Below are 13038 nucleotides of genomic sequence, written 5' to 3' on the forward strand. Positions count from 1 at the left end.
ATGAGCGTCTATTTTTTTTATAGATTGAAGCGCTGCAAGTGATTTAAAAATGGGTCTGCCTTCACAAAACCAGTGAGCCTTGCCGCTGGAAGGTGTTCACCTTCTGCGTTCCAGAACTCTATGGTTGGCAGTCCGAGTACTCGCATCTGCTCTAGCATTTGAATATCTCTAGGTTGATTTTTAGTGACATCTGCTTGCAGTAGTACAAAGCCTTTGAGTTTTTCCTCTACGTTAGCTTCATGGAAGGTATATTTCTCAAACTCTTTACACGCTACGCACCAGTCGGCGTAAAAATCTAGCATCACAGGCTTACCAGCCTGTTTGGCTTTTTCTAATTCTTGCTGCAGATCTTGAACTGTAGCTACGCGAATAAATTCTATCTCAGATTGTGGAGCTTCAACGCTGCTCTCCAATCCAAGTAGTTTGTTCCATACTGGTTGAGCGGAGCCGATTAATCCTAAAATCGCAATGATACCAATAAGGCTCTGCTTCCAACTGCCAAAAGGAACATGGTTCTTGGCGTGATAGAGCCAAGCAAAGAAAGAAACACCGAGAATCGACCACAATGCAGAAATCCACTCAGCACTTAGGATTCGCTCAAGGAAGAACAGCGGTGCGGCTAGTAAGACAAAGCCAAATAGGGTCTTTACCTTGTCCATCCATAATCCTGCTTTAGGTAAGAAACGATTGCCAAATACTGCAAGCAGGATCAGAGGGATTCCCATTCCGAGAGCCAATGCATATAACGTTATCGCTCCGGTGAATAGGTCTCCGGTTTGCGCTACGTACAACAGTGCACCTGATAAAGGCGCAGTGGTACATGGCGAGCATATCAATCCAGATATGGCACCCATAATAAAGGCACCAAACCAGCGCCCCCCTTTTTGCTGGTTACTTATCTCGTTGAGCTTGGTTTGAACGCTGCTGGGCAGTTGTAGGTTATATAAACCAAACATAGAGAGAGACAACAGCACGAATAGCGCACTAATGGTGATTAGCACGGCAGGATGCTGCAGAGCAGCTTGAAACTGCAAACCTGCAGAGGCAACAACCAACCCAAGCAAGGTATAGGTGAGTGCCATTCCCTGAACATAAACAAAGGAAAGCATCAGTGCGCGAGCAGGCGATAGCTTACCATTACCCAAAACGATGCTGGTCAAAATAGGGTACATAGGTAGAACACATGGCGTGAAGGCCAGTCCAACCCCGAGAAGTAAAAAGATTAAAGGGGTCCATATGGAATCACCGAGCATCGCCGCCATGTCGCTCTCGCTTTTGGGTAACGATGATCTTGACGGTAAATTTGAAGAGTTGGCAACATTATCTAAATGTACGCTCTGTGAGTCTGCCACAGGTTCAAGGTCAATAACCTTTGTTTCTGGTGGATAGCAGAATCCCGCCTTGGCGCACCCTTGATATTGAACAATGAGCTGTGCATTACTACCTTGCTCTATGATTGGCACGGTAATAGTGACGGGTTCGGTGTAGATATTTACCTTGCCAAAAAATTCATCGTTGTACGGTGTCCCTTCTTTGAGAGAGGGCTCGCCTAAGGTGGCATTTTCACTGCTAACATCAAATCGAGATTGATAAAGATAATAGCCATCAGTAATTTGCCACGTGAGTCGTACTTGTTTTCCTTGCTGAACGACATCAAACGGGAAGGCTTGCTCAACTCGTAAAAAGCTAGGCTGACCAAAGCTTGGCTGTTCAAAGCCGTTTTGAGCGGGTGAGCTTGATTCACTGTTGAATGAGGCAAAGGAAGCCTGAGAAAAACAAAGCAATAAAAATGAGAGTAAGACAGTGCGCATAGTGTCCGGCAATTTATGATTCAGATAACTAGTAGACCTGATAGTAGCGGAATAAGTTTCGTTCGCCTACACGGTGTTGGTGGATCTGAGGAGTTATTACGTGGATAAAAAAGGGCGCAAACAGCGCCCCAAGATAGTCAGTGATTGCGCTTAGATAAAGAAGCTACCAAATATAAAGCCTAGGGTTACCGACGTAGTAATGGTTGCTACACCAGGCAAGAAGAATGGGTGATTAAACACATACTTACCAATTCGAGTTGAGCCTGTGTCATCCATCTCAACAGCCGCCAATAGTGTTGGGTAGGTTGGCAGCACAAACAGAGCACTAACCGCCGCAAAAGAGGCTACTGCGGTTAGTGGAGCAACACCAATCGCTAACGCTGCAGGCATAAGTGCAACGGTCGTTGCGCCTTGTGAGTAAAGAAGCATAGAGGCAAAGAAGAGCACTAGAGCTAGCATCCATGGGTAGTCGGCAAGAAGTGAACCGGCAAACTCTTTAATGTCGTTAACGTGTGCGTTAACAAAAGTAGAGCCTAACCAAGCAACACCAAGTACACATACACAGGCAGTCATACCAGAGCGGAAAGTTGCGGCGGCTGGGATCATAGCTGCATCAATCTTCGTAGTTAGTACAATGACAGCCGCAGCACCTAGCATAACAGTCATGATAGCTTCGTTACGACCTAGAGTCGGGTTTTCAATGAGTCCCACGGAGCCCGAGATAGCTGCTGCGTATAAGACCACAAATACGATAGCACCTAAGAAAATGTAGGTTGCGCGTTTTGCTGTAGGGAGAATCTCACGTTTTTTCCCAGTATCAAGCTTGATCAGGCCTTGCTCTAGACGTTCCTGATAAACAGGATCATCTTTCAATGGACAGCCAATAAAGTTAGCAACGAACGCACCGACCATACAGGCGATGAACGTAGTTGGAATACAGATAGCAAGTAGGGTTAAGTAACCCACACCTTGAGGCTCTAGCATAGCAGCAAAGGCAACAACAGCAGCAGAAATTGGAGAAGCGGTGATAGCAATCTGAGAGGCAACTACGGCAATAGAAAGTGGTCGAGAGGGACGAATGCCTTGGCCTTTTGCTACTTCGGCAATAACCGGAAGCGTAGAGAATGCTGTGTGCCCTGTACCTGCCATTAATGTCATAACAAAGGTTACGATAGGTGCATAAAAGGTGATGCGTTCAGGGTGCTTACGTAAGAAATCTTCCGCAATCTGCACTAGCCAATCCATACCACCGGCTACCTGCATTGCAGCGATTGCGGTAATCACCGACATAATAATTAGAATTACATCGATAGGGATAAAGTCTTGGCTAGTTGGAATACCGAGACCAAGAGACAGAGCGATGACACCTAAGCCACCGGCTAAACCTATTCCAATACCGCCAATTCTGGCACCTAAATATATGAACACTAGAACAACTAACAGTTCTACCATTATCATTTGTTGTTTTCCTTTAATTCGATTTTGTTTGGGGGTAATTGTAAACAATCTCAAAGTGGGGGCTTTGAGATTGAGTGTTTAGGAAGGGTAGACTAGACCAAGCTGAGTTCCCCTTCCTTAGTAGGGCGAAACCTAGCTAAAGCGTTTCGCTCTATATTGTGGCTTCATTAGATTCTCAACAGAGAATATATCTTCTAGTTCAGCCTCGGTGAGCAGTCCTCTTTCGAGTACTACCTCACGCACATTCTTGCCTGTTTCGGCACAGATCTTACCGACGATGTCGCCTTCATGGTGGCCAATGTAAGGGTTTAGGTAAGTCACAATACCTATGGAGTTGAATACGTGGCTCTCACACACTTCTTTGTTCACTGTGATGCCATCGATGCACTTATCGCGAAGGTTCACACAAGCGTTGGTTAAGATATCTAGAGACTCAAACATGCTTTGAGCGATAACCGGTTCCATTACGTTAAGCTGTAATTGACCACCCTCAGCAGCAAAAGAGATAGTGTTGTCGTTACCTAGTACTTTAAAGCACACTTGGTTTACAACCTCAGGAACGACAGGGTTTACCTTAGCAGGCATGATTGAAGAACCCGCTTGAAGCTCTGGTAGGTTGATTTCGTTTAGCCCCGCACGAGGACCTGACGATAATAAGCGTAAGTCGTTACAGATCTTAGAAAGCTTAACCGCAAGGCGCTTCAGCGCACCGTGCATCATTACGTAAGCGCCACAGTCTGAAGTCGCTTCGATAAGATCTTCTGCAGGAATGCATTCTAACCCAGTGACATCAGCAAGTGCTTTCACTGCTAACTCTTGGTAGCCTTCTGCCGCATTAAGACCAGTACCTATTGCAGTTGCGCCTAGGTTTACCTCTAGCAGTAGCTTGGCTGTGTATTGTAGGTTGCGGATTTCTTCGGCGAGCGTCACTGACCAGGCACGAAACTCTTGGCCAACCGTCATAGGCACCGCATCTTGTAGCTGTGTGCGGCCCATTTTTAGAATGGTGTTGAACTCTTCACTCTTGAGATCGAAGGCGCCTTTAAGGTACTCAATCGAGTCGATCAATTTACTCACGCTATTGTATACCGCGATACGGAAACCTGTAGGGTAGGCGCAGTTGGTTGATTGGCTCTTATTCACATCATCATTTGGGTTGATGATATCGTATTGGCCCTTCTCCTTGCCCATCAATTCGAGGGCCAGGTTAGCAATCACTTCATTGGTATTCATGTTGACTGAAGTACCTGCGCCACCTTGGAAAACATCAGAAGGGAATTGGTCCATACAGCGGCCTGTCTCTAACATAACATCACAAGCATCGATAATGTGTTGGGCAACGTCGGGTTGAATAACACTGAGTTCTTTGTTGGCAATCGCAGCGGCTTTTTTGGTCATGACCATACCGCGAACGAATTCAGGCACATCAGAAATGGTCGCATTTGAGATATTAAAGTTTTCGATTGCGCGCAGAGTATGAATGCCGTAATAAGCGTCGGCAGGAACATGGCGTTGGCCAAGGAGATCTTCTTCTATACGAGTTGCTGACAGTGTAGTAGTTGTTGTCATAGCATGGACCTTTATTCATCTTGGTTTTTATCTAAAAGGCGAATGTTGAGAGCCTATTAGTTCAATGACCAATTCTGTTTAATGAGTCCATTCAGCAGATTATTTTGGTTCTAAAATCAGACTAGATTTTATGTTGTTCAATGATACTGCAATCTACAAAAAAAAATCATAATTTGATCACTTTTGTTGCGGAAAAATAGACAAGTTTTTTGCCATCTGCGTCATTAAATTTGTTCCATCATGAAACTATACGTGGGCTTATACCAATCACAGTAAGTAAGTGGTCGGAAATAGCGCAGGAAAAACGCTGGATAACAAGGCTGAACTTTTTGATAAGTAGTTATTCTACAGTCAAAAATTCTAACGCCGTTATCGAGTGTTTTAACAAGCTAGGGTGAACAGTTATTTACCACGATTGGTATTATGCACCTAAAACTATATATCAATTGAGCTTACCCCCTTTTTGCGCGTAAACTGAGCATCTGAATTCGAGGAGGATACGTGTTCCCTATTTTATTATTGTTATTCATCTTGGTGCCAATCGTCGAGATTGGTCTATTTATTCAAGTAGGCGGTTTTCTCGGTGTTTGGACTACGATATTCCTTGTCATCTTGACGGCGCTGATTGGTGCATCCCTGGTACGTAGCCAAGGTATTGCGACGCTACTTTCTGTGCAGTCTCGTCTGCAACAAGGCGAAATGCCCGCTCAGCAAATTATTGAGGGCGTGATGCTGGCAGTCGCAGGAGTGCTTTTGTTAACTCCTGGCTTTATGACTGATGCTCTGGGTATGTTGGTGCTGCTGCCAAAGCCAAGAGCCATTATTGCTCAGCAATTAATGAAACGAGTGCAGGTAAATAGCATGCATTCGGGCTTTCAAAGCCATACGCATTTTGAGCAACGCGGACCGTTTGATGACCATCAGAAGAGTGATGGTAATGTGTTCGAGGGTGAGTTTGAGAAAAAAGACGATCAAGATAAAGACCGTCTTAATTAAAGCTAGCTAATCAGGCGCTGTATCATACAGCGCCATCAAATCCCATCTGACGCCACGCTTCAAACGCAATAATGGCGACGGCATTCGACAAATTTAAAGAGCGACTATCTGCCACCATTGGAATGCGAATTCTTTGTTCCATTGGCATCGATTCAATCAGCTCTGCTGGTAGGCCGCGAGTTTCAGGACCAAACAGCAAAACATCGCCTTGCTGATAGCTAGCATCGACATGATGGCCGGTGGTTTTGGTTGTGCAGGCAAAGATACGATAATTGCCATCACGCTCATTTAAGAAATCAATAAAGGCTTGATAGTTCTTATGACGCTTAACGCGTGCAAGATCGTGGTAATCAAGGCCAGCTCGCCTTACTTTTTTTTCTTCTAAATCAAAACCCAGTGGTTCAATAAGGTGCAAGTTGGCACCGCAATTTGCGCAAAGTCGGATGATGTTGCCGGTGTTCGGCGCGATTTCTGGTTCGTATAAAGCGATGTCAAACATAAACAGTCATGTATTGATAAATAATGCAGGCAGTATATACCTAAACCCCTTTTAGGTGCACTGCCCGCGACTGACACTAGGCTTGGATGGGTAAATTTACGGTCATTTTAAGTCCGCCCAATGAAGTGCCACGCTCCGCATTGATCGTCCCATTGTGTTGCAAAATGGCACTTTCAGTAATGGCAAGGCCTAGTCCTGTGCCACCGCTTTCTCTATCTCGTGCAGTTGATACACGATAAAAAGGGCGAAATATGCTTTCGAGTTCTTCTTTTGGTACACCGGAACCATCATCTTCAACAGTAAATGTTAATTGGTGGTCAGTTGTGAAGAAGCGCACGTCTATTTTGGATTGACCGTAGCGAATGGCATTGCGCACGATGTTTTCAAAGGCGCTGGAGAGTAGTTTTTCGTTACCCACCAAAGTTACGTTGGGAATAGGTTGAAAGTTTAAGCTTATCTGGCTCTGCTCGGCTTCAAACTGAGCATCTAGTAGCATCTCTTCCCATAACGACTGAGCCTGCAATTGTGTTCGATTATGATGGCTGTCTATTTGCATACGTGACAGTCCAAGTAGATCTTTTATCATTTGCTCTAATCTTTCTGCTTCTGTTTCTATGCGCTCTAGTTCCTTGGAGGAACCTTGCTTTCGTGTGGCAAGAGCATTGGCCATCCTTAAGCGAGTTAGTGGCGAGCGAAGCTCGTGAGATATATCCGATAAAAGCTTTTGCTGACCCGAGACCATTTGATTTATGGACAGTACCATTTGGTTAAAGCTAGCTCCGGTCTGTTTAAATTCACTGGTGCCTTGCTCAAGACTTGGGTCTACTTCGAATTGTCCATGTGTGACTCGCTTGGCAGCAAGCTCTAGTCTTCTAGCAGGCAGGCTCAAATTCCAAGCGCATAACAAGAGTAACGGAGTACTTACGACCATAATAAATAGTAACAGTTTGAAAGGGGCATCTAAGAATTGATAAAGAAGTGGTGGTGGCATATTGGTGCTAAACCCCGCATAGATAACGAAGTCATTGCCACTGATTTGAATCGGAAAGGGACCCGCCACCATAAAACGGCCAAACAGCCGCTGGCTTGGCTCGGCTGCGCTGATGTACTGTGCCGCCATTGTTTGAAGTGCGTGACGTCTCGGGCCATGTTCTTTGCTGACAAGTGTTCCTTCGTTATCCACTAAGTAGAGACGAAAATCTTTACTGCCAAATCGACGTTCTTCAAGTTTTCTTAGAGTGCGTGCAGGGTTGGTGCTTTTACTTAGGTCTCTCTCTATGGTTGTGACTAGGCGATTTATTTTATTTAAAGACTCTTTATTAATGGAATGTGACTTCCTTGGATCTAGCATTTGCAGGCCAATGACGGCAAGTAGTACCAGCAAAATGGTGAGCCAAAATATGGCAAAGATACGTCCATAAAGGCTATTAAATTTAGGTATTCTCATTACACAGTCTCGACAAATAGGTAACCCTTGCCTCTCAGGGTTTTAATGCGGGGTTTTCCATCTTTGCGTTCAGGAAGCTTTTTTCGCAAATTGGATACATGCATGTCTACAGCTCTATCGAATGCAGCTAAGCGTTTGCCTAGAACTTCAAGGCTGATATTTTCCTTGGTAAGTACCTGCCCTGGAGTGCGCAAAAAGTACTCTAGTAGAGCGTACTCTGTGCTAGTGAGGTCAAGAAGCTCCTCTTCACAATAAGCTTCTTGAGCTCCAGGATTTAAAGAAAGATCATCAAAGGTATTGTTTGGTGTCGATATTACAGGCGTATTTTGTGTACGACGTAAAATAGCGCGTATTCGAGCTAACAACTCTCGGTCACTAAATGGTTTGGGTAGAAAATCATCCGCACCGAGCTCAAGGCCAATAACCCGATCGACCTCTTCGCCTTTAGCTGTAAGGAATAAAACAGGAGTTTGCCACTTCTCTCTAAGTTGCTTTAGCATTTCCATACCGCTCATTTTGGGCATCATGATATCAAGGAGAATCAGGTCGATATCTTCATTGATGGCTTCAAGCCCCTCAACACCATTATGAGCTTGAGAAACAGTAAAGCCTTCGTAGGTGAGAATGTCTTCTAGCAGAGCCGTTAGCTCAGTATCGTCATCTACTAATAAAATATGTGGCATCAGGTTCTCACTCTACGACTATGTTTAATGTTTAGATTGTAAGGCGGATTGTAAAGGGCTTGGATTTGATTTACTTATCTTTACGTTTCACATACCGCACTTTACACGCTTACTATTATTCTAAATGCATCTGCTGAAAAACAGCAGCCGATGTCTAAATTATCGAGGTATATCTCATGGCAATGAATAAAAAATGGTTAGCAGTAGCAATGATGGTTCCACTGACACTAGGAAGTGCATCGGTGTTAGCAAACGGTCATAAAGGTGGCGAGAAGGGCCAGAAAGGTGGTCAATCTTGCATGATGCCAATGGATGGAAAAAGCGCATTTAGAGGTCTAGACCTGACTGATGAGCAAAAAGCAGAATTGAAAACCATTCGTGATGACGTTCGTGCTTCAAAGAAAGCGAAAGGTGACTCTAAGCGTGAAACGATGAAAGAAATAAAAGCGCAGGAGCAAGAACTAGTTCTTGCCGCTGATTTCAATGAAGCAGAGGCACAAAAACTAGCTTCATCTATGGTTGAAGAGCGCACGGCTATGCAAGTAGAGAAAATGCGTACCATTCATCGCATGATGAGCGTATTGACTGACGATCAAAAGCAACAACTGGTAGAAAAAAGAGCAGAGCGTACAGCAAAATGTGAGCAAAAAATGCAGAAGAGAATGTCTAAAAAAGACAGTGAGTAATCTGCAAAAATAGACTGACTTAATCAGTCTATTTTGAACATAGAAAGCGTGACTACTATTGGTCGCGCTTTTTTTCTTTATGCGAGTTCAAACAACTGGAAGGGTCTGAGCGATAAGGCACGCAACTGCGCTTGTTCTCGGGTGTGAGGCCTAGACTTAAACACCATTCATCGTAGCGTTTTAGCATTTTTCGTAACCATTTCATCATTTGCTAGTCTAGATTCCTCTTTTATTGTGAATGCACCCATCGCTTATATTTCAGTGTATAATTCGTGCAAACCTTTTCCATTAATAATTATGAAGCAAGAGTATAAAAAATTAGTCACCATCGCTGCGTGGTCAGCCACAATAGTGGCAACGATTTTACTTATCGTGAAAATTGCAGTGTGGTGGGTCACAGGATCCGTTAGTTTACTGGCATCCGTAGTGGATTCATTACTGGATATTGCCGCCTCTTCCATAAACCTTGTGGTGCTTAAATATGCCCTGCAGCCAGCAGATGAAGAGCATACTTTTGGTCATGGGAAAGCAGAGTCTCTTGCGGCGCTTGCTCAATCTATGTTTATCTCCGGTTCGGCTCTCTTCTTAGTTCTTAATGGTATAGACCGCTTCTTCCGTCCTCATGAGATCAACCAACCTGAGCTTGGTATCTATGTTAGCTTGTTTGCTATGGTAGTGACCTTTGGCTTAGTTACGTTCCAAAAGCACGTAGTAAGACAAACCGGCAGTCAGGCTATTGCCGCGGACTCGCTTCACTATCAATCTGATCTGTATATGAATGCAGCCATACTACTGGCACTGGTATTGAGCATGTATGGTTTGGGACAAGCGGATGCGGTATTTGCAATAGGTATTGGTATATTCATTCTGTATAGCGCGTTTAAAATGATCGCAGAGGCCGTGCAATCCTTGCTAGATCGGCAACTTCCAGAATCTGAGCTTATAGAAATTAAGACAATAGCAACATCGATAGATAGAGTGTACGGCATTCATCAATTGAGAACACGCTTGTCGGGGCCGACTAGATTTATTCAGTTGCACTTAGAGCTGGATGATCAGTTACCTTTGATTGAAGCTCATCAGATTGCCGATGAGGTTGAAGCACAGTTAATGAGTCATTTTGAAGGGTGTGATGTTTTAATCCATCAAGATCCTGTTTCAGTTGTTAACAATGTTGAGCAACACGAGAAGCAGCAAGGGTGGTAAGGTGTAAACACTGAATTTTTTAGGAAATTTAGGTAGAATTAACTATCTTGGTTAGGTGAATGGTTAAACTTTATGATTCTGATTTGAATCAATCTTAACTATACCGGAAACTGTAATACTCTTACCAAGTTGAAATTTTGTTAGCTTCGCTCACCAGAGTCAAGAAGGGTGACTCGAGCGTGGTGATTAGAATTCTTGCCGATGACAAGGCGATTTAAATTAAAAATAAGATCAATCCCAAATATTGAGGGTCAACATGATTAAAAAAATTGGTGTACTAACAAGTGGTGGAGACGCACCTGGTATGAATGCTGCAGTACGTGGGGTCGTACGTACAGCATTGTCAAAAGGTGTTGAAGTATTCGGCATTTATGACGGCTATCAAGGTCTCTATGAAGATCGCATCGAGAAACTAGATCGTTCAAGTGTCTCTGATGTAATAAACAAAGGCGGTACCTTCCTTGGTTCAGCGCGTTTCCCTGAGTTCAAAGACGAAGCAGTACGTGCTAAAGCTATTGAGAACCTGAAAAAACACGGCATTGAAGCTCTTGTTGTTGTTGGTGGTGATGGTTCTTACATGGGAGCAAAAAAACTAACTGAAATGGGCTTCCCATGTATCGGTCTTCCTGGAACTATCGATAATGATATCGCAGGTACTGATTACACTATCGGTTACCTTACAGCTCTAAATACTGTTATCGATGCTATTGACCGCTTACGAGATACTTCATCTTCCCACCAACGTATCTCTATTGTTGAGATCATGGGTCGCCATTGTGGTGATTTAACTCTAATGTCTGCTATTGCGGGTGGTTGTGAATACATCATCACTCCTGAGCGTCAGTGGAGTAAAGAGGAGCTGATAACTAGTATTGAAGAAGGCATCGCAAAAGGTAAGAAGCATGCCATCATTGCTCTGACTGAATTGATGTTTGATGCTAATGATCTAGCAAAAGACATTGAAGAAGCGACAGGTCGCGAGACTCGCGCGACGGTTCTTGGGCATATTCAACGTGGTGGTCGCCCAACAGCATTTGACCGCGTTCTCGCTTCTCGCATGGGCAACTACGCAGTTCATCTTCTACTAGAAGGTCATGGTGGTCGCTGTGTGGGTATTCAAAAAGAAGAGTTGGTTCATCACGACATTATTGATGCAATTGAAAACATGCGTCGCCCAGTTCGCAGTGACTTATACACTGTTGCTGACGAGTTGTTCTAAGCTCATTAGGCAATAGTCGTAATCGATAGAACCGCTACTTAGATAGCGGTTTTTTTATGTCAGTTAGATATGAGTAGGCATAAAAAAGGTCAGCCTAGGCTGACCTTTCAATCACTTTATCTATCAAGACAAATTAAGCTTTCGCTTCTGCTGCTGCTTTAGCGATAGCTGCAAAGCTTTTCGCGTCAAGAGCTGCACCGCCAACTAGAGCACCATCGATGTCTGGTTGTGCGAAGTATGCTGCTGCGTTTTCTGGCTTAACAGAACCGCCGTATTGGATAACAACATTCTTAGCAACTTCTTCGTTCTTCTGTGCAATGTGAGCACGGATTGAAGCGTGGATACGCTGAGCATCGTCAGCTGTAGCAGCTTTACCAGTACCGATAGCCCAGATTGGTTCGTAGGCGATGATTGCACCGTTTAGAGCTTCTGCACCTAGTAGGTTGATTACAGCATCGATCTGACGAGCACAAACTGCTTCAGTTTCGCCAGCTTCATTTTGAGCATCAGACTCACCGATACAAAGAACAGGAGTTAGGCCGTTTTCTTTTAGGAATGCAAATTTCTTAGCAACAAACTCGTCTGATTCATTGTGGTATTCACGACGCTCAGAGTGACCGATGATGATGTGAGTTGCCCCAAACTCTTTCAGCATCGTTGGAGACATATCGCCAGTGAAAGCACCTTGATTGTTCACGTCAGTGTTTTGAGCACCTAGAATGATAGCGCTACCAGCATCAGTAAGAGTGCGCTCTGCTAGGTCGATGAATAGTGCTGGTGGCGCTACTGCCACATCAACACCCGTTACGCCTTCTAGTTCTGCATTCAGACCAGTTAGCAAGTCAACAACCATCTCTTTGGTGCCGTTTAGTTTCCAGTTACCCATAACTACAGGATGACGCATAAAAATACTCCCTTCTAAATTAGTAAAAAATATACGTTGTAGGTGAAAGAATATAACAGATAAAAACGGTTATATCATGATACGAATCATTTCTTGACCTAGGGTAGCTGCATAATTATTGGACTAGTGATCTGGCGGGCAAAAAAGCAGATCAACTACTTAAAAAGCTTGTGTCTAGTGTATGGTTTAGTGTTCACGGAGGATGTGTCATGCCCAATTTAGTAATGGAATATACCGATTCCTTAGAAGACAGACTAAACATTCAAGGATTGCTTCAGGATATGCATCAAGTATTGATTGATAGTGACCTATTTGAACTAAACTCAGTAAAATCTCGAACCTTACGTTGCCATTCATGGCTCATCGGTGATAGTGAAGATCAATACGACTTTATCCACGTGACAGTTGAGTTGCTTTCAGGAAGAACAGTGGAGCAAAAACAAGCTTTGTCACAAAGTGTATTTTCGATACTGACAGAACAAGCCAATTGGGTGGGGAGCGTTACGGTTAATATTAGAGATATGGATAGAGATTGCTTTGCTAAGCACACTACTATTTAG

At 43.9% G+C, this 13038-nt stretch carries 13 protein-coding genes; 5 read left to right on the forward strand and 8 right to left on the reverse strand.

From position 1 onward, the window contains the following. Positions 1-17 precede the first annotated feature (17 nt). The 3 genes from OCU48_RS00855 to aspA form a co-directional block, all read right to left on the reverse strand. Positions 18-1811 (reverse strand): protein-disulfide reductase DsbD, encoded by a 1794-nt coding sequence (locus tag OCU48_RS00855; protein WP_141346514.1) that lies wholly within the window; start codon positions 1809-1811, stop codon positions 18-20. Positions 1812-1961: 150 nt separating this feature from the next. Continuing rightward, entirely contained in the window at positions 1962-3269 is a 1308-nt protein-coding gene (locus tag OCU48_RS00860; protein ID WP_141346513.1) for an anaerobic C4-dicarboxylate transporter, read from the reverse strand. Between the two features lie 132 nt (positions 3270-3401). Further along, positions 3402-4838, reverse strand: a complete 1437-nt coding sequence (gene aspA, locus OCU48_RS00865; protein ID WP_141346512.1) for an aspartate ammonia-lyase — start codon at positions 4836-4838, stop codon at positions 3402-3404. A gap of 501 nt (positions 4839-5339) precedes the next feature. Between aspA and OCU48_RS00870 the strand changes: the two genes are divergently transcribed. Beyond that, positions 5340-5834 carry an FxsA family protein gene (locus tag OCU48_RS00870; protein ID WP_141346511.1) on the forward strand — a complete coding sequence of 165 codons (495 nt, stop codon included), beginning with the start codon at positions 5340-5342 and terminating at the stop codon, positions 5832-5834. Between the two features lie 22 nt (positions 5835-5856). On the opposite strand, the gene trmL is transcribed toward OCU48_RS00870, so the two are convergent. From trmL to OCU48_RS00885, 3 genes are all read right to left on the reverse strand, one after another. Then, positions 5857-6333, reverse strand: a complete 477-nt coding sequence (trmL, locus tag OCU48_RS00875) for a tRNA (uridine(34)/cytosine(34)/5-carboxymethylaminomethyluridine(34)-2'-O)-methyltransferase TrmL (RefSeq protein ID WP_141346510.1) — start codon at positions 6331-6333, stop codon at positions 5857-5859. Between the two features lie 76 nt (positions 6334-6409). Then, entirely contained in the window at positions 6410-7780 is a 1371-nt protein-coding gene (cpxA, locus tag OCU48_RS00880; protein WP_141346509.1) for an envelope stress sensor histidine kinase CpxA, read from the reverse strand. Next, on the reverse strand, positions 7780-8463 hold the full coding sequence (locus tag OCU48_RS00885; protein WP_141346508.1) for a response regulator: 684 nt from the start codon (positions 8461-8463) through the stop codon (positions 7780-7782). The genes cpxA and OCU48_RS00885 overlap by 1 nt, the downstream gene beginning before the upstream one ends. A 176-nt stretch (positions 8464-8639) precedes the next feature. Here OCU48_RS00885 and OCU48_RS00890 point away from each other — a divergent pair, with 176 nt between their 5' ends. Then, on the forward strand, positions 8640-9149 hold the full coding sequence (locus OCU48_RS00890) for a Spy/CpxP family protein refolding chaperone (protein ID WP_141346507.1): 510 nt from the start codon (positions 8640-8642) through the stop codon (positions 9147-9149). Between the two features lie 55 nt (positions 9150-9204). Here the strand turns inward: OCU48_RS00890 and OCU48_RS00895 are convergent, their stop codons facing one another. Continuing rightward, positions 9205-9357 carry a DUF5363 family protein gene (locus OCU48_RS00895; protein WP_167496217.1) on the reverse strand — a complete coding sequence of 51 codons (153 nt, stop codon included), beginning with the start codon at positions 9355-9357 and terminating at the stop codon, positions 9205-9207. An 89-nt stretch (positions 9358-9446) separates the two neighbouring features. Here OCU48_RS00895 and fieF point away from each other — a divergent pair, with 89 nt between their 5' ends. Both fieF and pfkA read left to right on the forward strand, forming a co-directional pair. After that, positions 9447-10355, forward strand: coding sequence for a CDF family cation-efflux transporter FieF (gene fieF / locus OCU48_RS00900; RefSeq protein WP_141346506.1), 909 nt, complete (start codon positions 9447-9449; stop codon positions 10353-10355). 256 nt (positions 10356-10611) lie between these two features. After that, the gene (gene pfkA, locus OCU48_RS00905; RefSeq protein ID WP_141346505.1) at positions 10612-11574 is read left to right on the forward strand and encodes a 6-phosphofructokinase; all 963 of its coding nucleotides are present in this window, start codon (positions 10612-10614) and stop codon (positions 11572-11574) included. Positions 11575-11707: 133 nt separating this feature from the next. On the opposite strand, the gene tpiA is transcribed toward pfkA, so the two are convergent. Then, positions 11708-12478: a triose-phosphate isomerase gene (tpiA, locus tag OCU48_RS00910; RefSeq protein ID WP_141346504.1), complete on the reverse strand. Its 771-nt coding sequence runs from the start codon at positions 12476-12478 to the stop codon at positions 11708-11710. Between the two features lie 209 nt (positions 12479-12687). On the opposite strand from tpiA, the gene OCU48_RS00915 reads away from it, so the two are divergent. Beyond that, on the forward strand, positions 12688-13038 hold the full coding sequence (locus tag OCU48_RS00915) for a 5-carboxymethyl-2-hydroxymuconate Delta-isomerase (RefSeq protein WP_167496216.1): 351 nt from the start codon (positions 12688-12690) through the stop codon (positions 13036-13038).

This window comes from Vibrio inusitatus (assembly GCA_024346935.1).
In the GTDB taxonomy this organism is placed as follows: Bacteria; Pseudomonadota; Gammaproteobacteria; order Enterobacterales; family Vibrionaceae; genus Vibrio; species Vibrio inusitatus.